The sequence below is a fragment of the Hymenobacter nitidus genome (genome assembly GCF_020447315.1).
Classification (GTDB): Bacteria; Bacteroidota; Bacteroidia; order Cytophagales; family Hymenobacteraceae; genus Hymenobacter; species Hymenobacter nitidus.
Genome location: NZ_JAJADQ010000013.1, coordinates 1 through 22,828, shown reverse-complemented (window position 1 = coordinate 22,828; position 22,828 = coordinate 1). Strand labels below are relative to the sequence as shown.

Here is a 22,828-nt window from a genome sequence, read left to right as displayed (position 1 = left end):
CGCCTCCGGACAAAGCCCGCGCGTAGATTTTAAGTATTGACTCCCGCCCGGCGCTAGCGAATCGGCGTGGGGCGGTTGTTGGCCGTGGCTCCGGCGTTCAGCTTGCTGTGCTTGTAGCCGTAGTTGAAGTACAGGGCCAGACCAATAACGAGCCAGCCGAAGAACAGCAGCCAGTTATTGATGCCCAGCTGGGTCATCAGGTACAGGTTGGTGAGCAAGCCCAGCGTGGGCAGCAGCGAGAGGCGGCGGCGCACCGAGGCCACAGTCAGGTAGATGCAGAAGCCGAAGAACACCAGCATCGGGATGTAGTGCTGGAAGCCTTGCACGCCTTCTGCGCCCCCTACGATACGGCCCATTTCGGACACGGCTTCCCCGTTGTACACGAACAGCAGCACGATGCCGATAACCATGATAAGGGGCAGCAGAAACTGGCCGTTGATGTAGGGCACTTTAAAGCGGGCCTCGGAGGTGCCGTGCGGGTCCAGAATCAGGATGCCGCCGCACACCAGGGCAAAGGCAAACAGCGTTCCGATGCTCGTCAGGTCGATAACCAGGTCCATGTTGAGCAGCAAAGCCGGCACGCCCACGAAGAAGCCCGTAACGATGGTGCTGAACGAAGGCGTGTGAAACTTGGGGTGCACCCGGGCGAAAATGGGGGGCAGCAGACCGTCGCGGCTCATGCTCATCCAGATGCGGGGCTGGCCGATCTGGAACACGAGCAGCACCGAGGCCATGGCAAAAATAGCACTCACGGCCACCACGCCGGCCAGCTGGGGCAGGCCTACTTTCTCGAACACAAAGGCTAGCGGGTCGCCCACGCCCAACTCTTTGTAGGACACCATGCCGGTGAGTACCATCGTGATAATCACGTAGAGCACAGTGCAGATAATCAGGGCGTAAATCATGGCCCGGGGCAAGTCGCGCTGGGGGTTTTTGCACTCCTCAGCCGTCGTGGAAATAGCATCGAAGCCGATGTAGGCGAAAAACACCGCCGACACGCCCTTGAGCACACCCGCCACGCCATTGGGGGCAAACGGGCTCCAGTTGGCCGGATTCACGTAGAACACGCCCACGGCAATAACGACGCCCACCACAATCAGCTTGAGCAGCACCAGTAGGTTACTGGCCGTTTTGGACTCCTTGATGCCAACGTACACCACGGCCGTAATCAGCACCGTAATCAGGAAAGCGGGCAGGTCGCAGACCAAGCGGAAGTCGCCGAACAGCAGCGGGGCCGTGTTCCAGGTTTTGTAGGCTTCCAGGGTGGCCGGGGCCACATCGGTCAGGGGCTTGCCGCTTTGCATCAGCTCCAGTACCTCGTGGTAGCCTTTGTAGGCGCTCTGAGTGCCCATGGTCAGGTAGGCCGGTATTTTCAGCCCGACGCCCTCCATCAGGCCGGTAAAATAGTCAGACCAGGAAATAGCCACCACGATGTTGCCCACGGCATATTCCATGATGAGAGCCCAGCCGATAATCCAGGCCGTGAGTTCCCCGAAGGAAGCGTAGGCGTACGTATAAGCCGAGCCGCTGATAGGAATGGTGGCGGCAAACTGCGCGTAGCACAAGGCCGAGAAGGCGCAGGCAATGGCGGTGAAGACAAAGAGCAGCGACACGGCCGGGCCGCCGTCGTGGGAGGCGTTGCCGATGGTGCTGAAAATGCCGGCCCCGATGACGGCGGCAATGCCCAGGGCCGTCAGGTCGCGCACCGAGAGGTTGCGCTCCAGGCCACCATGGCTGTGGCCCTCTACGTCGGCCGGTGGGTTTTGCAGAATAGCGCCGATGTCCTTACGGCGAAACAGATTGGAGAAAGAACTCATTTATGGGTTGTGAGGGAGCGGGGGATTTGAGGCCCAAAAGATAAAGAATAATGCGGCGGGGTTGCTGATGCAGCGGCAAAACAACGGCTTCCCAACATTTTCAGCGCGGCTGCTTCGTGCCGAACCCTGGCAGCCCCGGATATCCAAGGGCCTCAGCCACCATTGCCCTGCCTGTCAGCAGCCCCTGGTTGACATTACCAGGATAACCCAAGAATTCTACTCCAGCCAAGCGGGCTGCAGGAGTAGGTTATCCGGCTATATTTGAGGCTGTTTTTACTACTTTATAATGGATAACTGGCCGATTGCCATAGTACTTGCGCTTGCTTTGGGGGCAGCGGCTTTGTGTTTTTCCGCAGTCTATCACCCGACCATGAAGATGGCAAATATCGTCGGCATCTGACCAGGCAGGAGCGGGCGGCCTTGCAGCGGGGAGAGGTAGTCGAGAAAACTCATAAATCCTACCCGGCTATCCTGGGCACCTATTATGACGAAGGGCCGCTGCGGGTGCTGCCCACACCCGACGGCAAGTACAGCTTTAATCCGTACGGGAAATGGAAGCGGCTGACGCGCACGGGCCAGTTGATGGCGGATTTCAACCCCAGCAAGTCCTCCCAGGAGTCGTACTGGCACGAGTATCACCCGAACGGTCAACGCTACTATTCTATCTATACCGTGCCGTTGGTGCTGGCAGGGGACACCGTAGAGGAGACGCGAATCGTGGTTTTTTCCGTAGAAAACCCAACCGATACGGCCTATGTGCAACACTCCTTCAGCAAGAACAACCGGGAAGTTGCCAAGGGCTTTAAATCGTTTGATATCAAAGGAAAAAAGCCGGTACCTGCGGGCTGGAAGCCCAGCCGCTAAACCAACCAGGGCCGTATCGGGCGGCGGGCCGCTTTGCCCTTATGCTACGGCCGGGCCCAACACCCGCCGTAGCACCTGTTCCAGGGCGTCGAGCGTTACCACGTCGCCTTGTACCAGGATACGGCCGCGCTGCCAGAGCAGCATCTTGCGGGGGCGCCCGTCTTCGCCCGTGGTACAGAACATGGTGCCGCCGAGGGCCGCGCTGGTCGGGCGCTTGTAGAAGCCGGGACGCTGTAGCTCAAAGCCCCACCGGATAAGGGTATCGTGGAAGTACTGCATGCGCTAGTAAACGCAGCTGCCGCAGCCAGGGTCACTTTTTGCAGGCGGCCCCGACGTTTTTTCGGGTGCTGCCGGGCCGGCTACTTGCCGGCTTCCAGCCGCTGCACCCGCGCCAGCAGGTCCTGCAGGTTGGCTTCCAAGGAAGTGGTTTTTTGCTCGGCCACGCCACTGGTGGGCACCTGAAAGCTCAGCCGCCCGCGCACACTCCATAGCTCGACTACATCGGCTAGCGGCACCACTGCATCAGCAGAGCCAGCGGCATCGGCTTTTAGCACCAGCTTGCCCCGCTGTTCGGGGTGGGCAAAGACCCGCCGCACAAGCACCTGAGCGTTGGTTACAACTACGTATACAGCACCATTCTCAAGCGGCGCGGCCAGGTTATCGGCACGGGCAATAACCCAATCCTGGGGCGCGAAGGCGGGCAGCATCTCGGCGCTAGCTAGCTGAAAGCACCGGAATACGCCTTGCTGCACCTCGGGCAACGCCAGCGTGAATACCGGCAGGCTCCGATAAAACGCCGGGTCCAGGTAGCGCGCCGGGTAGTGGCTCTGCGCCTCACTGCTCACCATGCTCAGAGTGGCCGCGCCGGCAGCGGCAGGTATGGGCGCAACAGCTTGCTTGCGGGCTCCATAGCCGGAGGGCCTGTCTTCCTGCACCAGGGCGGGCTGGGGCTGGTTTTCTTCCGCCAGATATTTCCGGGGGGCTCCTGAAAAACCGACCAAATCGGCCACGCCCTGTTCTGGGTCGGTGAAGAGCCAGTTCAGATCAACGCCCCGGCTATGCAGAAATTGAATAAACTCTTTGGGCAGTCCCTCCTTGCGGCCATTCTCCAGCTGGCTGATGTCGCGCTGGGACAAACCGCTGGCCTGAGCCAGCTCCAGCTGGGTCATTTTGAATTCCTGGCGAATCGTGCGCAGCTTGGCCGGAATCCAATCCATTGAAATTTATTCAAAAAAAGAATGCAAAATTTGGATACTATTCATTTATTGAATAAGATTGTATCCTCTACTCATAACAAATATGCTTATCCCTACTGCCCGATGCAAGTATTGCTACTGCGCTAATTAGGTATCATATCTGAAAAGGTCTTCTTAACCGAGGCCTTTTCCATTGCTTCTCACTTGCCGATAGCGCCACTCTTGGCGACTTATGCGGGCAGTGTTCATACTTCCTTAACGCTTTGCCTGGCCAGCAAGGCACCGCTTACTCCTCTCGCCGCTCCCGCTACTACCTACCTATTTGCGCAGCTCTCCTACGGCACAGGCCCTAGGCTGAATCAGTCTGTCCCTATATCACTATCCTATGACCACACTTCTCCTCTCCTCCCGGCTGCGAACCGGGCACTATGCCTGGCTTATAGCACTTATTTGCTGGCTGTTACCGCAGCTGATATCGGCACAAACGATGGACCGCCTGACCGGTGGCACGCCGCCGCCCCCGGAAGCCGCTGCTCTCGGTAAATTCTCAGAAACGCCGGTCAGCCTGTACACGGGTGTTCCTAGTATTACGATTCCTATTTATGAAGTAAAGCTGCGGGGCGTGTCGCTGCCTATCAGCCTTAACTATCATGCTGCAGGCGTCCGGGTTTCAGAAATAGCCAGCTCGGTTGGGCTAGGCTGGGCCCTGCAGGCGGGCGGCAGTATCTCGTCGACCATCATGGGAAAAGATGATTTCGGGGGCGGCGGCTATGTGTATGGCGCCAATCCTATTCCCATCGACCATCGGCTGGTTCCCCTGCTGCACACACCTGACTACAAGTTCTGCATGTCGGCTACCGGCACGCCAGTAGGTGAGTCGCCGTGGATGATGAGGCCTAATTTTGACACGCAGCCCGACTTATTCTACTACAACATGTGCGGGCGAAGCGGAAAGTTTTTCCATACGCAAAACGGCAAGGCCCACACCATGCCCTATGAGCCGCTGGAAATTAAGCGGGCCAAAGGCTATACCATTACGGACGAAAAAGGCAACCGCTTCTACTTTCAGCATGTCGAAGTAGCGGCTACGAGTATTACCAAGCTGGGTGCCCCTCTCCACTATCAGGATGATTACGAGCCCAAATCGACGGTATTTTACCTTTCCCGGGTAGAAACCCCTACCCACGAAAGCATCACGCTTAGCTACGACACCATTACGTACGGCTATGCGAACCTGGGAAGCTACACGCGTTACCGCACATTTGCCAAGGAGGCAAACAGTGCCAGCGCGTGCGTTGATAAACCATCTACTTCTACGAGCAGCGTTACCCGCGTGGCTGGGCTACAGCTCAAAAGCATCCGTTCCAGCCGGGGCGACTTGGTAGAGTTCGTGTACAGCTCCTGCACGCGGCTTGATTTGGCAAAGGCGAAAGCGCTGAAACAGATACGAGTGCACCAGGGCAATACCGTACGCAGCTTTACGCTCGGATTTAGCTATTTCAACGCCACCCAGGCCAAATCAGAATGTGACTGGAACCCGGCAGGAACCCTGCCGGATGAATACCGGCTGAAGCTGCTCAGTGTGACGGAAAGTGGCAAGCCAGGCTATATTATCAAGTACAATGAAGCCATTCCGATGCCCAACCGCCTGAGCGAAGGGCAGGACCATTGGGGTTTCTTCAACGGACAAAATATGCTGTTACCCGCCGAGCCCGACAAAGGATTTTACCAGGGCGGCAACCGGAGCCCAAACGCCGATTTCATGAAGGTCGGTATTATCAAGTCGTTGCGCTACCCCACGGGCGGCTGGACGGAATACGAGTTCGAGCCCAATACCTACCCGATTCCGGGGGCAACCCTCACCGTCGATAGTGTGGTCGTGCCGGTGAATTTTTTCGCGGGCCGACCAGATGATTCTACTCCTTCTCCAAGTTCAATATATCCTCAGCAAAAGACCTTTACCATACCTGCTGGGGTTGATTTTCAATCGATTCAAGTGACCTACAAAGCTGGCTGTGGCTTTCGAGAAGCTCAGAACTCTCCGCAGTTCTCACCAAATTTAGTAGGCCCTAATAACTACTCCCGCTCTTTCGGCTACAATGGAGAGAGACCCGTTACGGAAGCACTGGCGCTAGTACCGGGCGAGTACACGCTGACGGCTACTACCTACGGTTACTGCCCCGAGGACTTCATCCGCATAAGTTACACTTGCCAAGTACCGCGCGTCATGCCCGCGACCAACCGCATGTCGGGTGGGCTGCGGATACGGGAAATTCGGAGTTTTGCGGATTCTTACCAGAAAGAGCCGATCCGGCAGCGCTACCGCTACGCCCCGGTGCAGGATTCTACTATATCCAGTGGCCGGGTACTATCCGTTCCCACCTATTCGTACGAATCCAGGGAGTATACCTGGAACAAGGATTACCCGAAAGCTATTGACCGGGAGTGCCGTTATCAGGCTCAGTCGTCGAGCAGCATATTGCCCCTGAGTAATGTGCAGGGCGGTAGCACCGGCTATACCTCGGTGCAGGTGTTTAAGGACAAGAGCGGCGAGCATGGAATGACGCATCATACCTTCTCCTGGGCCCAGGATTATGCACTATACAGCGGTTACCCTTTCACGCCTACTACCAGTCTAGACTGGCAGCGCGGACTGCCCCTGCAAACGACAGATTATAGCTGGAATACTGCAACGGGCTATCAGCCGCTACACCGGGTTATCAACCATTATACCCACCACTACACCCCGCCCAGTGACTTTAGCTGCGAAGACTGCGCTAACTACACCCCGGCTTCCCAACCAAACGAAACGCATGCCATCGGCTTGAATATCCTCGTGCAACGCCCGGAATCGATGCAGCCGGCCGGAGGAGCGGGTAGCTGGAGCTTTTTGGAGTTGACCGCCGCTCAATTCCTGATTGAATCCTTCAAGTACGTTTCGGTATGGTCCTACGTCAATCAGAAAGACGAGTATTTCTACAACGAAGCCGACACAACCAATTTTCGGCTCACTAAAACGTTTTTCAGCTACGATAACCCCCGGCATGCCCAAATATCCCGCGTGCAGACCCTGAACAGCACCGGCGACACGCTCATGACTCGGCACCTCTACGCGCTGGATTATGACACAACCCAGGCCGCCACATCCGTGGCGCTTGGCATCCGCACGCTGGCTCGCCAGCACCGCCTGAGCGAGCTAATAGAACAGCAGCAATGGCTGAAGCAGGGTATAAACCTTTATGTTACCGACGGCAAACTAGCCTACTACCAGCAGGGCTTACCTAGCCAGGACCTAACGCTACAGCTGGCATCCCCGATTCCGGCCACCGACTTTGCTTCCTCCTCCATCAGCGGTGGACAATTCCGGCAGGATTCCCACTACCGGCCGGCCCTGGCCTATGAGCGGTACGATAAGCTGGGCAATATTCTACAGGCCCGACAGAACCGGGCCGGTGCGCAAAGCTTCCTGTGGGGCTACTCGGCGACGCTGCCCATTGCCCGAGCCGTGAATGCCAACTACGACCAGCTGGCCTATACCAGCTTCGAGCCTGGCAGCGCGGGGCGGTGGCACTATTCTGCGGCTGGTATAGTCGCGGGTGGCCGTACCGGCAACTGGTGTTACAACTTGGCCACTGCAGTCACCCGTGACTCGCTGCCTGCGGGTACGTATCAGCTTTCCTTCTGGGCCACCGCTAGGCCCGATGTTTACCAGAACAGCGCTTTAGCACCCATCAGTGCCAGCCAAGCCGGAGGCTCAACTGATACCAATGGCTTCCGGCAGTATACCTACACCTTGAATCTTTCGGCCGCTCAGAATACGCTAGGGCTCCAAGCCAGCCAGCCGATACGCCTCGATGAGGTGCGGCTGCATCCGGTGGGCGCACAGCTCACGACTTATACGCACGCGCCTCTTATCGGCATTACCTCGCAAACAGATGCTGCCGGGCGCACCACCAGCTACGAGTACGACGCGCTGGGTCGATTGCAGCGCGCCCGCGACGAGGCAGGTAATATTCTAACCCAACAAGAGTACCACTACGCCCGCCCGTAGGCATTTACCCTCCTAATTACTCTGGTTTTATCGCTCCCATTTAAATCTATGGCTTGTATGCGTATGTCCTCATTTTCTGCCGTATTCGTGTTCTTAGGTCTCCTGTTCGTACTCTATAGCCGCCCTGGTCAGGCGCAGCGCTACGAAGGCCTCGTCCCTGATTCCACTGAGCTTCGGGTGTTGCACCAATTTTATTATGCTACCAACGGGCCCGAATGGACTGACCAGACTCGGTGGCTCGATGGTACTACCGTAGCGGAGGCCGCTACCTGGTATGGCGTGCAGGCCAATGATTATGATATTATCAGCCTTCAGTTACCCGGCAATAAGCTTGTGGGAGAGTTGCCTGCCAGTATCCAACTCTTAATTGGCTTACAGCATCTGAATCTTAGTGGAAACACCGAGCTAGGGGGGCCGATTCCAGATGGATTTGGACATTCCCAGCTCTCAACATTAAACCTCAGTAACTGCCAGATAAGGGGCCAGATTCCGGCCAGCATCGGACTATGCAGGAACCTAAGAGTACTTAATCTCAGCTCCAATCAGATCCGGGGAAGTATTCTGACAGAAATAGGCAACCTGCCCTTGTATTACCTGTTGCTGTCCGATAATCGGTTAACTCAAGGAGTGCCAGCCGCCCTGGGCCGCATTACGTCCTTGGTCACGCTAGACCTTCGGCATAATTTACTGACGGGCTCATTGCCCGATTCGCTGGGCTATCTAACCAACCTCACATACTGCTTTCTCGACCACAACAAGCTGAGGGGGGAAATTCCGGCCAGCCTGGGCGCGTGTCCGAACCTCACTCAGTTGGATATGAGCCACAATGAGTTCACCGGGGCGTTGCCAGAATCTTTCACCGCCGCGCCCCGCTTATACTGGTTGGGATTGAGCCATAACGAGCTAACGTCGATTCCCTCCTGGGCTGGTAAGGCAACCATTCCCGGCTTTCTTTTAGTACAGTATAATTATTTAACGATTGGCTCCATTGAAGCCAACTACCAGGCCGCTGGTGTACACTGGCCGCAGCAATTTGAATTCGAGCCTCAGCTGACCCGGCCTGCTGATACCATCAAGTGCCTGGCGGGAACCACGAAAATATTGCACCGTAGCATGCCCGGGCAGCGCAACCACTACCAGTGGGAACGGCAAATAGGTGGTGCCTGGGTCGACGTTCCTGCAGGCCGGGAGCTGCCGGTAGGCCAGGATACCCTACTGACCTTGGCTCCCATTACTACCTCTGATGCCGGCCTCTACCGACTCCGGGTTTGGAATAGCTGGGTTACTCGCTGGGGCCGCCCTGTGTACCTGTATACGCGGCCACAGTACGTGAAAGTAGCGCCTTACAACCTCCTGGCCGAGAACCTGCCCGTAAATGGCGACACGGGGTATACCCTTACCGCAGCCCTAATTCCACCGGTCTTCGCAGGCTCTCCCGACTCGTTGCAGCTCAATTATGTTCGGACCTACAGCGCCCGAGAGGCTATTACCAATCCCGGGCAGTTGGTTCGCACCAATGTCGACTCGGTGCAGGTGAAAACTGATTATCTGGATGGCCTGGGGCGACCTATCCAAACTATATTACGGCAGGAGTCGCCGCTCCGCCGCGACATTGTGCAGCCCATAGCCTATGATGCTTTGGGCCGCCAGCCCAAGAGCTACCTGCCATACACCGCCACCAACAGCACAAGAGCACTAGGCGACTACCGGCCCAATGCCCTGCGGGAGCAATATGAGTTCTACCACGATGCTCCCGTTGGGCGCGGGGCCCCTACGGAAGGCCTTGCCCGTACTGGAGTGCCGTACACCGAAACCGCCTTTGATGCCTCACCCCTAAATAAAATTGTAGCCCAGGCCGCACCGGGTGAAGCCTGGCAAATGGCTACGGATCATGTAGTTGTGTTAAACGAACACCCCAACACAGGCTCGGAAAACGTGTATAACTATACCGGCAGCCGTTGGGATAGAACGCCCATCATATACCGCCCAGGCTTTTATGGTCCAGGGAAGCTATGGGTCAAGGAAACGCGAGACGAAAACCACGCCCGCACGCTTCAATTTCAGGACAGCCAGGGCCAGGTAATACTGAAACGGGTAGAAAGCACCATTCCCGGCAAGGCATCTCAGTGGCTCGATACCTATTATGTTTTTGACTACCTGAACCATCTGCGGCTTGTGCTGCCCCCCAAAGCCGAAGTACTGCTACGTACTCAAAACTGGCAGATGTCGCCGGCAATTGAGCAGCTACTGTTTGGCTACCGCTATGATGGCCGGGGCCGCATCATCGCCAAGCAAATTCCGGGAACCCAGGGCGAAACCCAACTGGTCTACGACGAGCTGGACCGGGTTATTTTGAGTCAGGATGCAGTGCAACGTGCCCGCCAGCAGTGGGCGTTTACGAAGTATGATGCCCTGGGCCGGCCCATCCTGACGGGGCTGTGCCGGAGGAATGCCGGCCGCGATTCGCTGCAGGCCGAAGCCGGCCGCACGCTGGTCCAGCACGAAAACCGCACTGCTGCCGGGCCGCATTATTACACCCTCTCCGAATCGTATCCGCAACTAGCCTCGACCAGCTTATTTACCCAGCCGCAGGTGCTGACCGTGACGTACTACGACGACTACAACTTCGATAACGATATAGCCAATACTCCCGACGCAGCCTACGACACACAGTACAACAGTCAATTTACGACCGGTCCGGTTCCGCAGGCTGACAGCCGGGTTACAGGCCAGGTGACGCGCACCAAAGTGCGGGTGCTGAACGTGCCGGAGTCGGCGGCAGGTGCCTGGCTTACCACCACCAGCTTTTATGATGCCCGTTCCCGCCCTATTCAAGTGCGTGGCACCAATGCCCGGGGCGGCGAAGATATCACTACAACACAGGTTGACTTTGCGGGCAAGGTACTAAAGAGCTACTCCGTGCATTCCGACCCACGGAGCCTACCCATACCCGTAACTATTGCCGAAAGCTTTGCCTACGACCACGCTGGCCGCTTACTGACCAATACCCAGCAACTAAGCGGCGAGACTCAGCCTACGGTGTTGGCTACGCTGCGCTACAATGAGCTCGGGCAGCTTCGGCAGAAGCAGTTGGGACTGGGCAAGCAAAGCCTGGATTACCAGTATAACATCCGCGGCTGGCTGACCCATCTGAACAACGTGGCACAGCGTGACCCTAATGACCTGTGGGGCATGGAGCTGTATTACAACTATGGCTTCACGCGTGATTACCGCCAGTACAACGGCAACATCACAGGCCAGAAATGGCGCAGCAAATCCGATACCATTACCCGCGCCTACGGCTACATCTACGACAGCGGCAACCGCCTACTACAAGGTGACTTTGTAGCCCGCGCCGCCTCGGGCGCCTGGACGGCGGAAAAGCAGAACTATGGACTGCACTACGTGAGCTACGACGAAAACGGTAATATACTCACGATGCACCGTCACGGCCTGGTAGCCGCTTCCACCCGCACCACTCCCAAACAATATGGAACCATTGACCAGCTGACCTATGCCTACCAAGGTAACCAGCTGACCTCCGTCAATGATGCCATTCGACCGACCGGCTCCAGGGAAGCAGGGACGGTTTCTCTGGCGGGAGACTTTCAGGATGCCAGTACCAGCACCACGCAGAATGAATATACCTACGATAATAATGGCAACCTGACAGCCGACTACAACAAAGGCATCACCAACATTGCCTACAATCACCTGAATCTGCCCCAGCGCATTGCCTTCGGCAACGACTCCATTGTATTTCACTATACTGCTGTTGGCCAAAAAGTTAGCAAGCTAGTGTACCAGGGCAGTAAGCCGGTGCAGCAAACCGATTACGCTGGTAGCTTCCAGTATGAGCAGGACTCTTTGCGGTTTTTCCCCCATTCTGAGGGTCGGGTACTGCGCTTTGTCAATCTGGATAATGCCGGCCAACCCCAGGTGCGCTACTCCCGTGAATTCAGCCTGAAAGATCATTTGGGTAACCTGCGCGTAGCCTACCGCTCAGGCGACTCAGCAGCGTACGTCGCCACCATGGAGCCTACGCCCGCTGCCGTAGCTCGCCGCGAAGAGCACCAGTTTGATTCCGTAAGTATTGTCAGCACCCGATTTTACGCAGGTATGGCGTCTCGCACCGGCTCGTATGTAGCTCGCCTCAATGCCGCACTTGGTCAGCCCCTCGGTCCCATCAAAATGCTGCGGGTGCAGAAAGGCGACACCGTGCATATAATGGCTCCAGGCATGTACACGCAGGAAGTCCGGAATGCAAATTACACCTTCTCCCTGCTCAGCTTTGTGGCGAGCCTGCTCCAAAACCAGTCAACTACTTTTCAAGGCCCCGAGTTGTCCCATAAACTCAAGCCACTGCCTTTCCTGGGCCTGAGCCTCTCGATGTTACCTCTGCTACAGCAGAACGGCCGCATACCCAAAGGCTATGTGCGCCTGCTGGTCTTCAATAAGGATTCTGTACTCATCGACAACCGCACCCAGCAACTAACCAGTGCTGCTCTTAATAGCTACGAGCCGCTTCATCTCAGCATTGTGGCTCCCACCGATGGCTACGTGCAAGCCTATGTAGGCAACGACAGTGACGTTGACGTCTTCTTCGACGATGTAGAAGTGAAGTATAACCCTACTTTGCTCGTTCAAGAGAATCACTACGACCCTTGGGGGCTGAATCTGGCTGGTATTGAGCGAAGTAGTGGTGCATTAGAGAATAAATTTCAGTATACTGGTAAGGAAAAACAATTAGAGCTCGGCTTGAACTGGCAGGATTACGGAGCTAGGATGTATGATGCCCAATTGGGTCGATGGCACTCTATAGATTTATCGAGTGAAAAGTATTACTCTTGGACTCCATATAACTTTGTAGCGAACAACCCTTTGCTTTTAGTCGATCTAGATGGCAAGGATTGGTTTTACTATAAAGCGCAAGGTGCAACTGATGCTGGCTGGCATTGGCAAAACGGGAACAAATATGAGCATAAGTACAAAGACAAGGATGGCAAAAGCCAAAGTACTACTATAACAGGTACACAGGCGGCCGTCGTTTTTAATGGTTCTAGGTATGAACGGCTAGGTACCAACAGTAAGGGAGAAGCCGGCTATATTGATGGGAACGGGGCTATAACTGCATCAGTGACTGTATACGGCCCAAATGGCAAAGATGATATACATACGTATACAGGTTATACAATGAGTTCAGATGCCAATGCCTTCGGCGCTATTGATGAAGGAACTTACAATGGAAATTATGACAGTAAAGGTAAAAGTGGCGCTTTGACATCAAATTGGGCTCTAGCAAATAGAGGCCATGTAAGAATGTTAGATGGAGCTTTAAACCCATTTATACCATCTCAAACAGAAACAAATGGCGAAGGCTATAAAGACGGGATATTTATTCATACTACGAACAAAAATGGTTTTGCTGGAGCAATATCGGGTGGTAAAAGTGGAATTTCGGTTGGATGTTTACTAATCTCACCATCAGATTGGAAAGATTTCAATAAATCAATGTCTGGAGTAAAAGATTTCAAGGTACAAGTCATCAGGCAAATGAACGTTTTTTCTGGCTTTTCATACCCACGCCAACCATCACCTTTGGTTACTATACCCACAATAACAATTCATAAAAAAGACTAAATCATGAAAACAAAATATTTTTTGTTAGTGTTAATCACTTTTAATAACGCTAACCCAATTATAACGAACATTTATACTCAAGGCAACCTTCAATCCATAACAGCCCACGAATACATGGAAGGAAAAGTATTTACAAATGAATACAAATCAGCATCAATAAGAAAATCAGCAAATAGAATATATATTCCAAAATGCAAGTCATATTATGACAATTCATCAAATGACAATTTCACAGTTTATAGTTATCTAAAAAACCTAGATAAAAACAATTTAATTCATGTAATAAAAAAACAATCATACAATGGAAATAATTATATTATAATAGACAAAAGAAACTCATGCAAAGAATACTTAGTGTACGGCGAACCATTCACAATAAATAATGAATTTATCACATTTAACGAATCAGAGAGCACTGATTTGAAAAATTTTTTGAAAATATACAAAATAAACACGAATAGCATAAGACTCATTAAAACTATTAATCTACCCCAAGGCTTTTATCAAGTCCAGGTGAAACATTCATTGGACTTCAAGAAAATATTAGTAAAAGACAGTAAAAGTAAATATTGGTCCTTACCGCTGTAATTTAAATATTGTAGAACTTACTACTAAACCTTTTACCCCCGAAAATCCTTTTTCGGAGGTATGAAGAATCTGCTGCTCCTTGCCCTGCTCCTCTTTGCCAATGCCTGCGCCTTTAAGCCGACCAACAAGTTCGACGTATATCAGGCCCAAGCGGTACTACCCCAGGAAGAAGCACCCCACCTGCGCAACTCGCTTGAGTGGTGGTACTTCACCGGGCACCTGAAAGACAAGGCGACGGGGGAAGTGTACGGGGTAGAGTATGTGTTCTTCCACTTCAACCCTACCGGGAAGAAGGACTGGCAGATGGTGAACTTCGCGCTGACGGACCCACAGAAAAAGCAGTTCCGCTACGACTATAAGGTCGAGAGCCTGCCAACGCTGCTGCCCACCACGCTGCCCCTGAACCTGTCTATGCAGAAGAAGGCCCAGCGCTGGAGCCTGACCGGGCAGGAAGGCAGCTACCACCTGCAGGCTACCATGGCCGACCACGCCGGGCACGGCATCAACCTGATTACGACGCCTACGAAACCGGTGCTGCTGCACGGCGGCACCGGTTACGAGCAGTATGGCACCGTGGCCAGGGCCGGCTACTACAGCTATACCCGGCTGGCCACGGCCGGCACTATCGAGGTGGGCGGCCAGCAGCGGCAGGTGGAAGGCGAGCTGTGGTACGACCGGCAGTGGAATTGTAACGCTGTGATGAGCAAGGACTCCGGCTGGGACTGGCTCAGCATTCAGCTCGATGAGCCGCGGGAGGAGATTATGGCCTACCAGCTGCGCAACAACATTACCGGGGAAAGCCTGAGTGGCGGCTCCCACTACTCGGCCCAGAATCAGAATACCCACCTGGTCAGCTCCGACTTTCAGCTCGAGCCCCTGGCCTATTGGCAGAGCCCTCGCTCCAAGCAGCGCTACCCCATCAAGTGGCGCCTGCGGATTCCGAGCCAGGGCTACGACCTGCTGATTGAGCCCGTGATACCCAACCAGGAGCTGAACCTGCGCCTGTTCAAGGCCATCAACCTCAACTATTGGGAAGGAATGTGCAAAGTTACAGGCACGCACAACGGTAAGCCCGTGACGGGCAACAGCTACGTGGAAATCACCAATCCGGGCGACCCGGCGGCGGCACGTAAGGCTACTTCAGCAGCGGCGGCCAAGTAGCCTTAGCCGTTCAGCACTACCCGAAACGTGGTACCCTTGCCCACCTCTGACCAGCGTACGTAGAGGCGGCCCTGGTGGTAGTTTTCGATAATGCGCTTGGCCAGCGCCAAGCCCAGGCCCCAACCCCGCTTTTTGGTGGTGAAGCCCGGCAGGAACACCGTTTCCACTTTGCTTTTCGGAATGCCTTTGCCGGTATCCGTAATATCGAGGGCAATGAGCTGCTTGCCTTTGGCGGCCCGGCGCAGGTGCAGCGTGATGTTGCCTTTGCCGTCCATGGCATCCACGGCATTCTTACAGATATTCTCGATTACCCAATCGAACAAGGGCACGTTGATCTGGGCGGGCGTGTCGGTGGGTAGGTCGGTCTTGATTTCGAAGATGACCTTCTTCGACACCCGGCTTTGCAGGTAAGCAATGGCGTTTTTGGTGGCCTGCAGGATGTTTTCGTCCTTGAGCACGGGCACCGATCCGATGTTGCTGAATCGCTCGGTGATGATTTCCAGGCGGCGCACATCCTTGCCCAGCTCATCCACAATGGGCTCGTCCTTCCACTTGTCCGAGTCTTTGAGGTAGGTGTGCCAGGCCATCAGGCTGCTGAGCGGAGTGCCGAGCTGGTGGGCCGTTTCCTTGGCCAGGCCCACCCACACGCGGTTTTGCTCGGCCCGCCGCGAGTAGCTGAACGAGAAGTAGGCCATAACGCCGAGGCAGGCAATAACGGCCAGCTGCACCAGCGGATACGTGCGTAGCTGGGTCAGCAGCTGCGAGTCCTTGTAGTAGATGTAGTTACGCAGGCCGGCCCCTAGCTCCACCACAATGGGCGGGTGCTGCAGCTTCATGACGGCAATTTCCTGGTGCAAAAACGCCAGGGCCACTTTTTCCGACACGTTCTTGGGAATGTCCACGTTGCGGGTACCCAGAATGTTGGCTTCCCCGTCGGTGAAAATGATGGGAATCGTGGTGTTGGCGTTGATGATTTCCTCGAACACGAAGTTGGTATTCGAGTCGACCTCCGAGTTAATGATGAAGCGCTGCGCCTTGGCGTAGAGGTCAATCTGCTTCTGCTCCCGCTCCGAGAGGCGCTTTACCAGCACGTTGGTATAGACCACCGTGGCCGCCGCAATCAGGATGGCGCCCGCCAGGATGCCCAGCTTGATGCGGGATTTTTGGTCGTAGATGGGTAGCACTTGCCGGGAGAAGGAGAAAAAGGCCATGAAGCGTCATAACGGAGCCGGGCTCCTAGGCGAAGGTAAGCAGCGCCGGCGGTACCGGCGCGTGTGCGCTCCTAACGGTGGAACGCGGCCGGGGTTCTGGGCAGTGGCTGGCTCCGGGGCCGCTACTGTATACCGAGGGCAGGCAACCGAAGCTGCGCGCTACCCGAGTTAGCCGCCAAATATTCATTCTCAAAGAAATGATTTTTGTCAGCTTCCTTCCGTACAACATGCCGTTCTGAGCCAGTCAGGCGGGTTTCTTGCTTGCCTTCAGTTTCTGTCGAACCTCTGGGGGCTGGCAACTGTTTCAGACTACCGATTTACGCCGTAATTTTGCCTTCTACAATACGCCGTAGCCCCAGCTATGCTCCATCCATTTAAGGCTGTTAGCCTATCGTTTAAGAAAGCACCACTCGAAATTCGGGAGTTGATTTCATTGGACGAGGCCGCCTGCCGCCGCTTCCTGCACGCCCTCCATCACGACCTAGGCCTCACCGACCTACTCGTGCTCAGCACCTGCAACCGTACAGAAATCTACTACTCCGCCGACCGCGACCAAAGCCCCGCCGTTATTGAGGCGCTTGGTCAGCTCAAGGGCTTGGGCGATGTATCGGCCTATTTCCCTTACTTCGATGTGCTTGACACCTACCAGGAGTCGGTGCAGCACCTGTTCGAAGTGGCTATGGGCCTCGATGCCCAGGTAGTTGGCGACCTGCAGATCAGCAACCAGGTGAAGCAGGCTTACCAGTGGTCGGCCGATGAGGATGCCGCCGGGCCGTTTTTGCACCGCCTGCTGCACACCATCTTCTTCACCAACAAGCGCGTGCAGCAGGAAACCAGTTTCCGCGACGGCGCCGCCTCCACGTCTTACGCCACATTGGAGCTGGTAGAAGAGCTGACCGCCGATATTGCCAACCCGCGGGTACTGGTGGTGGGCTTGGGTGAAATCGGGGCCGATGTCTGCCGCCACTTCGCCGACAGCAAGTCGTTTACCGACGTGACGCTCTGCAACCGCACCCGTACCAAAGCCGAAGCCTTGGCCGCCGAGTGCAGCCTGCCGATCCTGGAGTTCGAGGACTTGGTGCAGGGCATGAAGGATGCCGACGTGGTGATTTCCTCGATTTCCCGCGACACGCCTTTCTTCACCCGCGAGATGGTGGAACGCCTGGATGTGCTCAGCTATAAGTTCTTTGTCGACCTCTCGGTGCCGCGCAGCATCGAGGCCGACGTGGAGAACGTGCCGGGTGTGCTGGTGTATAATATCGACACAATTCAGAGCAAAGCCTCGGCCGCGCTGGAGCAGCGCCTGGCTGCCGTGCCTCACGTGCGGGCCATCATTGCCGAAAGTATTGCCAGCCTGGCCGACTGGACCAAGGAAATGATGGTTTCGCCCACGATTCAGAAGCTGAAGAATGCCTTGGAGCAGATTCGGCAGGAAGAAATGGACCGTTTCCAGAAAAAGATGAGTCCCGAGGAAGCCAAGCGCATGGATGAGGTGACCCGCTCTCTGATGCAAAAGATTCTCAAGCAGCCCGTGCTGCAGCTTAAAGCCGCCTGCAAGCGCGGCGAGGCCGACCAGCTCATCGACGTCCTCACCGACCTGTTCGACCTGGAAAACCAGACGACCCACGCGTAACTACTGTCGTTGCGAGCGGCACGAACTCCAGCCGCCCTCTGCGCAGTACGACCTGCCCTTTGACCAGAAAGCCCTTTCCCGCCCGAGCAGGAAAGGGCTTTTCACAGTAGCAGGTTTCGTCCATTTCAGAGGACGGATTGCGTCGGCTTACGCCTCGCCATGACACGAGCATTAGCACATCAGCACATTCCGCCACCTTCGCACCTTAAACCTTTGCCCACGAAAAAAGGACCGTCATGAGGCGGTCCTTTTTCATTTTTTCGGCGGAAAAAACGGCTGGAGTTCTACAGCGAGTCGCAGCAGTCTTCGAGCGAGTCAATAACGTCGAGCAACTTTGGAATCGAGAGGGAGTAATAAATCTTGGTTCCTACTTTGAACGAAGATAAAATACCGCGGTCCTTCAGCGTAATCAGGTGCTGAGAGGCAATGGCTTGAGGCAAATCAAGGGAACGGTAGATTTCCGTTACGGTCATTTTATCCTCTTTGCCGAGCAGGTCGACGATGGCAAGGCGCTTGGGGTGAGCCAATACTTTCAGCATGGCGGCGGCCTTATCTACTTTCTTGGATTCTACGCGCGAGAGTAATGGTTTCATGAGGATGTTACAACGGTGGTCCTGCGGGTGGGTCGGGCAGGAATATGCTTAATACGATATTCCTGGCTCCAAGAGTTCCGTTTCCCGAGGATTTTGCGGAGAAAATTTGATTAAACCGGTAATTCTGTTAGCACAAATGGCTTTTTATTAACGGAGCCCAAAGACTCTATCCCCTTGCCGAGGGCTGCTTACCTTTGGGCATTATTTCCCACCCACCTCACTATTTTCTTTGCTGCTGATGAAAGACCTGCTGGCCAAATTCGAGAACAAGCGCCCCGAAATTGTCTTTGAATGGAAGGACTCCGAAACCGAAGCCGAAGGCTGGGTGGTAATTAACTCGCTGCGGGGCGGGGCGGCCGGCGGCGGCACCCGCATGCGCAAAGGCCTGGACAAGCGTGAGGTGGAGAGCCTGGCCAAAACGATGGAAGTGAAGTTTACCGTGTCGGGCCCGGCCATCGGCGGGGCCAAGTCGGGCATCAACTTCGACCCCCAGGACCCCCGCAAGCGCGGCGTGCTGGAGCGCTGGTACCGCGCCGTGATTCCGCTGCTCAAGAATTACTACGGTACCGGCGGCGACCTGAACGTGGACGAAATTCACGACGTAATTCCGATTACGGAAGATTACGGCCTGTGGCACCCCCAGGAAGGCATCGTAAACGGCCACTACCGCGCCACCGAGCCCCAGAAGATTCAGAAGCTGGGCCAGCTGCGCCAGGGTGTTATCAAGGTGATTGAGGATGCCGCCTTCACGCCCGAGCTGAGCCGTAAGTACACCATTGCCGACCTTATCACAGGTTACGGCGTGGCCGAGGCCGTGCGCCATTACTACGAGCTGTGGGGGGGGCGTGACGTGCGCGGCAAGCGCGCCATCATTCAGGGCTGGGGCAACGTGGGCGCGGCCGCCGCTTACTACCTGGCTACGCAGGGCGCCATCATCACCGGCATCATCGACCGGGCCGGGGGCCTGCTCAAGCCCGAAGGCTTCTCGCTGGCCGAAATCCGCCAGCTGTTTCTCGACCGCAAAGGCAACGCCCTGACGGCCGACAACCTGCTGTCGTTCGAGCAAATCGACCGGCAGGTATGGACCTCGGGCGCCGAAATCTTTATTCCGGCCGCCGCTTCACGCCTCGTTACCCGCAACCAGATCGAGCAGATGATTCAGAACGGACTGGAAGTGGTGAGCTGCGGGGCCAACGTGCCCTTTGCCGACCCCGAAATCTTCTTCGGCCCCACCGGTGAGTACGCCGATCAGCACGTGAGCATTATCCCCGACTTTATTGCTAACTGCGGCATGGCCCGGGTATTTGCCTACCTGATGGAAACCAACGCCGAAATCACCGACCAGGCCATCTTCGGCGACACGTCGCGCATTATCCGCCGGGCCCTGGAGCGCACCCGCCAGCAGGGCGACAGCACGACGGGCGTGGCGCAGAAATCGTTTGAAATGGCCCTGCGCCAGTTGGTTTAATTGAAATGGGAGAAATGTGGCTGTAAGAGCTTAATGTGCACGCACTGACGACGCACGTCCACTTCTCACCTTTCTCCTATTCAGCCACATTCCGCACATTCCTTTCATGAACCTGCACGAAATTCTGAACATCCGCTTTCTGGGCAACAACCTGGGCGCTTACCTCACGTGCCTGGGTATCCTGCTGTTTGGCTACGCCTTCAAGACGCTGCTCTCCAAGCTATTGTCCCGATTGGTATTCCGTTTTATCCGGCGGCGCACCGAGGGCGTGAGCGAGCTGCAGTTTCAAGCCCTGCTGATTCAGCCGGTATCCATTGTAGTGTTTCTGGTCACGGTGTATCTGGCGTTTCAGGTGCTCGACTACCCCGTGCGCAGCTCCGAGCTGACGCGCAACCAGCCCTGGCCCCAGGTGGCGTTGTTTCGGCTGTATCAGCTGGGCATCATCTTCGGTATGGCCTGGATTGCCCTGCGCCTGGTTGACTTTCTGGAGCTGGTATTCCGGCGCCGGGCCGAAACCAGCGTGTCGCGCCTCAACGACCAGCTGATTCCCTTCGCCAAGGATCTGCTGAAAGTGCTGGTGCTCACCTTTGCTTTTCTGGTGATGCTGGGCCGGGTGTTTGGCGTCAACGTCACGGCCCTCATTGGCGGCTTGGGCATTGGCGGTCTGGCCGTGGCATTTGCCGCTAAAGAGAGCCTGGAAAATCTGATTGCCTCCTTTACCATCTTCCTCGACCGGCCCTTCGCCGTGGGCGACCTGGTGGAAGTAGGCAACGTGACGGGCACCGTAGAAAAGGTGGGCTTCCGGAGCACGCGCCTGCGCACGGCCGAGAAGAGCTACGTCACGGTGCCCAACAAGTCCATGATTGACAAGCCCCTGGACAACCTCTCGCTGCGCACGGCCCGGCGCGTCACCTTCACGCTGGCCCTGAGCCATGCCACCAACAGCGAACAGCTGCGGGGAATTGTGCAGGACGCCCAGCGCACCATTCAGGAGTACCCGCTGACCAGCAACGACGTGCAAATCAAGTTTGCGGCCCTTACGCCCGCCGCCAAGGAAGTCACGGTGCAGTACTTCGTGGAAACTACGGATTACGACCAGTACCTGAATGTGAAGGAGGAGCTGAACTACCGCCTCGTGGAGCTGGTGGAAAAGCACGGCGGCACGTTTGCCAGCAGCGGCACAACCATCGTCCAGATTCCGGCCGTCGACCGGCTGCGGGGTCTGCAGTCACCAGAGCAGCACATTCTGTAAGGCATTAGCGCGCATAGCACACACAAAAAGCCCCGGCAGAAATCTGCCGGGGCTTTTCTATCAGTTTTGCTGGGCTGCCCCTAGCGGCCGCCGAACAGGCCGCCGAGCAACGAGCCCATGCCGCCGCCACCGCCGAGCAGACTGCCCAGGCCGCCACCGCCGGCACTCCGGGGAGCCGAGCCGGGCACGCCGCCCAGGCCGCCCAGAATAGACGTGAGGGAGCCTAAGCCGCCGCCGCCCACGTGGGAGCCTTGCTGGGGCATATTGCCGTAGCTACCAGTGCTGCCACCGCCGCCCATCATACCGCTGAGCAGACCGCCGCCGAGCAGGCCGCCGAGCAAGCCGCCCATCGAACTACCGCCCATAGCGCCGCCGAGCAGGCCGCCCATGGTGCCGCCACCGCCGAGTACGCTGCCCAGGCCACCGCCCATGCCGCCCATGCCCGCCGAACGGCCGCCACGGTTCATCACGCCCGAAATAACCATGGGCGCTACCACGCCGAGCAGGCCGGCCATCAAAGCACCTTTCGGAATGCCTACGCTGCTGAGCTTATCGGTGATGCCGCTCAGGAAGCCTTGCTTGCCGGGGTCATTGGGGTCGTGGGGTACGGCCGCGGCCTGGTCTACTACGCTTTCCAGAGCCTTGGTCTGCTGCTGGTTAACGCCGAGGTAGGCAGCCATTTTGTTTACCATTTCCTCTTCCGTGTTGGAGTAAGCACCATCGGCGCGGGCAAAGCTGATCAGGTCGGTAATAAGGGAAAAGCGCAGCTCACTGCCGCGCAAAGCGTCGAGGTTCTGCTTGATGCTTTCGTTGGAGGCATCCTTGGCGGCCGTCAGTACCTGCTGGGTAGCGCCGCCCGAAAGACCAGCCGTTTGGGCCAGCTGCTGCAAAAACTCCACCTCTGCCGGTGAGGCTTCGCGGTCGGCCGAGGCCAGGCTGGCAATAACACTTAAGTAAGCGGCTTTTTCCTGATCGGAATAGTTCTGCAGAAGTTGGGTATCGTTCATGGGTAGTGAGAGAAAGGGTGAGAACACAAACCGAAAATCTTAACGGCAACCGGCCGATTAGGTTGAACCCCAACAATCAGCGGTGGCCCACGGGTAGGCTGACCACCCAACAGCCCTTCTTATCAGCTGCAGCCTGAGTTGTTGAATACTCTGACAGTAAAATACTTGCGCTCTATCCGCGCCCTTGAAAAGATTTTTTGCCTTGATTTTTTGGGCAAATGGTTGCGTAATCAAAAACGACCTACCATATTTGCATTCCCAAACGGGACCCGGGAGATTAGCTCAGCTGGTTCAGAGCATCTGCCTTACAAGCAGAGGGTCACTGGTTCGAACCCAGTATCTCCCAC

13 protein-coding genes and 1 tRNA gene are annotated in these 22,828 nt (G+C 56.0%); 8 read left to right on the top strand and 6 right to left on the bottom strand.

What is annotated here, in order from left to right; translation table 11 throughout:
• Nucleotides 1-53 precede the first annotated feature (53 nt).
• Entirely contained in the window at nt 54-1,817 is a 1,764-nt protein-coding gene (locus LGH70_RS20405) for an amino acid permease (protein WP_226189557.1), read from the bottom strand.
• Between the two features lie 342 nt (nt 1,818-2,159).
• Here LGH70_RS20405 and LGH70_RS20400 point away from each other — a divergent pair, with 342 nt between their 5' ends.
• Nucleotides 2,160-2,681 (top strand): hypothetical protein, encoded by a 522-nt coding sequence (locus LGH70_RS20400; RefSeq protein ID WP_226189555.1) that lies wholly within the window; start codon nt 2,160-2,162, stop codon nt 2,679-2,681.
• A 39-nt stretch (nt 2,682-2,720) separates the two neighbouring features.
• Here the strand turns inward: LGH70_RS20400 and LGH70_RS20395 are convergent, their stop codons facing one another.
• Together LGH70_RS20395 and LGH70_RS20390 are read right to left on the bottom strand one after the other, a co-directional pair.
• The gene (locus LGH70_RS20395) at nt 2,721-2,960 is read right to left on the bottom strand and encodes a hypothetical protein (RefSeq protein ID WP_226189553.1); all 240 of its coding nucleotides are present in this window, start codon (nt 2,958-2,960) and stop codon (nt 2,721-2,723) included.
• A gap of 80 nt (nt 2,961-3,040) precedes the next feature.
• On the bottom strand, nt 3,041-3,898 hold the full coding sequence (locus tag LGH70_RS20390) for an XRE family transcriptional regulator (protein WP_226189551.1): 858 nt from the start codon (nt 3,896-3,898) through the stop codon (nt 3,041-3,043).
• A gap of 466 nt (nt 3,899-4,364) precedes the next feature.
• Between LGH70_RS20390 and LGH70_RS20385 the strand changes: the two genes are divergently transcribed.
• From LGH70_RS20385 to LGH70_RS20375, 3 genes are all read left to right on the top strand, one after another.
• Nucleotides 4,365-7,928, top strand: coding sequence for an RHS repeat domain-containing protein (locus tag LGH70_RS20385; protein ID WP_226189549.1), 3,564 nt, complete (start codon nt 4,365-4,367; stop codon nt 7,926-7,928).
• A 63-nt stretch (nt 7,929-7,991) separates the two neighbouring features.
• Nucleotides 7,992-13,568, top strand: coding sequence for a DUF6443 domain-containing protein (locus LGH70_RS20380; RefSeq protein WP_226189547.1), 5,577 nt, complete (start codon nt 7,992-7,994; stop codon nt 13,566-13,568).
• A gap of 648 nt (nt 13,569-14,216) precedes the next feature.
• Nucleotides 14,217-15,317, top strand: a complete 1,101-nt coding sequence (locus LGH70_RS20375) for a lipocalin-like domain-containing protein (RefSeq protein ID WP_226189544.1) — start codon at nt 14,217-14,219, stop codon at nt 15,315-15,317.
• Nucleotides 15,318-15,319: 2 nt separating this feature from the next.
• On the opposite strand, the gene LGH70_RS20370 is transcribed toward LGH70_RS20375, so the two are convergent.
• Nucleotides 15,320-16,528, bottom strand: coding sequence for a sensor histidine kinase (locus LGH70_RS20370; RefSeq protein ID WP_226189542.1), 1,209 nt, complete (start codon nt 16,526-16,528; stop codon nt 15,320-15,322).
• 361 nt (nt 16,529-16,889) lie between these two features.
• Here LGH70_RS20370 and hemA point away from each other — a divergent pair, with 361 nt between their 5' ends.
• Nucleotides 16,890-18,161, top strand: a complete 1,272-nt coding sequence (hemA, locus tag LGH70_RS20365) for a glutamyl-tRNA reductase (protein WP_226189539.1) — start codon at nt 16,890-16,892, stop codon at nt 18,159-18,161.
• A 284-nt stretch (nt 18,162-18,445) separates the two neighbouring features.
• Here hemA and LGH70_RS20360 read toward each other — a convergent pair whose 3' ends face one another.
• Nucleotides 18,446-18,754 carry an ArsR/SmtB family transcription factor gene (locus LGH70_RS20360; RefSeq protein WP_129922283.1) on the bottom strand — a complete coding sequence of 103 codons (309 nt, stop codon included), beginning with the start codon at nt 18,752-18,754 and terminating at the stop codon, nt 18,446-18,448.
• A gap of 238 nt (nt 18,755-18,992) precedes the next feature.
• On the opposite strand from LGH70_RS20360, the gene LGH70_RS20355 reads away from it, so the two are divergent.
• Together LGH70_RS20355 and LGH70_RS20350 are read left to right on the top strand one after the other, a co-directional pair.
• Nucleotides 18,993-20,222 carry a Glu/Leu/Phe/Val dehydrogenase dimerization domain-containing protein gene (locus LGH70_RS20355; protein WP_226189536.1) on the top strand — a complete coding sequence of 410 codons (1,230 nt, stop codon included), beginning with the start codon at nt 18,993-18,995 and terminating at the stop codon, nt 20,220-20,222.
• A 106-nt stretch (nt 20,223-20,328) separates the two neighbouring features.
• A complete protein-coding gene (locus LGH70_RS20350) occupies nt 20,329-21,474 on the top strand; it encodes a mechanosensitive ion channel family protein (RefSeq protein WP_226189533.1) in 1,146 nt (381 codons plus the stop codon).
• 80 nt (nt 21,475-21,554) lie between these two features.
• Here LGH70_RS20350 and LGH70_RS23680 read toward each other — a convergent pair whose 3' ends face one another.
• Nucleotides 21,555-22,481, bottom strand: a complete 927-nt coding sequence (locus LGH70_RS23680; protein WP_262905421.1) for a TerB family tellurite resistance protein — start codon at nt 22,479-22,481, stop codon at nt 21,555-21,557.
• 271 nt (nt 22,482-22,752) lie between these two features.
• Between LGH70_RS23680 and LGH70_RS20340 the strand changes: the two genes are divergently transcribed.
• Nucleotides 22,753-22,827 (top strand) — tRNA-Val (locus tag LGH70_RS20340).
• The last annotated feature ends 1 nt before the right edge of the window (nt 22,828 follow it).

Excerpts from the sequence above, each read along its gene's own strand:
- LGH70_RS20405 (WP_226189557.1), bottom strand. The coding sequence starts at position 1,817 with ATGAGTTCTTTCTCCAATCTGTTTCGCCGTAAGGACATCGGCGCTATT.
- LGH70_RS20395 (WP_226189553.1), bottom strand. The coding sequence starts at position 2,960 with ATGCAGTACTTCCACGATACCCTTATCCGGTGGGGCTTTGAGCTACAG.
- LGH70_RS20390 (WP_226189551.1), bottom strand. The coding sequence starts at position 3,898 with ATGGATTGGATTCCGGCCAAGCTGCGCACGATTCGCCAGGAATTCAAA.
- LGH70_RS20385 (WP_226189549.1), top strand. The coding sequence starts at position 4,365 with ATGGACCGCCTGACCGGTGGCACGCCGCCGCCCCCGGAAGCCGCTGCT.
- LGH70_RS20380 (WP_226189547.1), top strand. The coding sequence starts at position 7,992 with ATGTCCTCATTTTCTGCCGTATTCGTGTTCTTAGGTCTCCTGTTCGTA.
- LGH70_RS20375 (WP_226189544.1), top strand. The coding sequence starts at position 14,217 with ATGAAGAATCTGCTGCTCCTTGCCCTGCTCCTCTTTGCCAATGCCTGC.
- LGH70_RS20370 (WP_226189542.1), bottom strand. The coding sequence starts at position 16,528 with ATGGCCTTTTTCTCCTTCTCCCGGCAAGTGCTACCCATCTACGACCAA.
- hemA (WP_226189539.1), top strand. The coding sequence starts at position 16,890 with ATGCTCCATCCATTTAAGGCTGTTAGCCTATCGTTTAAGAAAGCACCA.
- LGH70_RS20360 (WP_129922283.1), bottom strand. The coding sequence starts at position 18,754 with ATGAAACCATTACTCTCGCGCGTAGAATCCAAGAAAGTAGATAAGGCC.
- LGH70_RS20355 (WP_226189536.1), top strand. The coding sequence starts at position 18,993 with ATGAAAGACCTGCTGGCCAAATTCGAGAACAAGCGCCCCGAAATTGTC.
- LGH70_RS20350 (WP_226189533.1), top strand. The coding sequence starts at position 20,329 with ATGAACCTGCACGAAATTCTGAACATCCGCTTTCTGGGCAACAACCTG.
- LGH70_RS23680 (WP_262905421.1), bottom strand. The coding sequence starts at position 22,481 with ATGAACGATACCCAACTTCTGCAGAACTATTCCGATCAGGAAAAAGCC.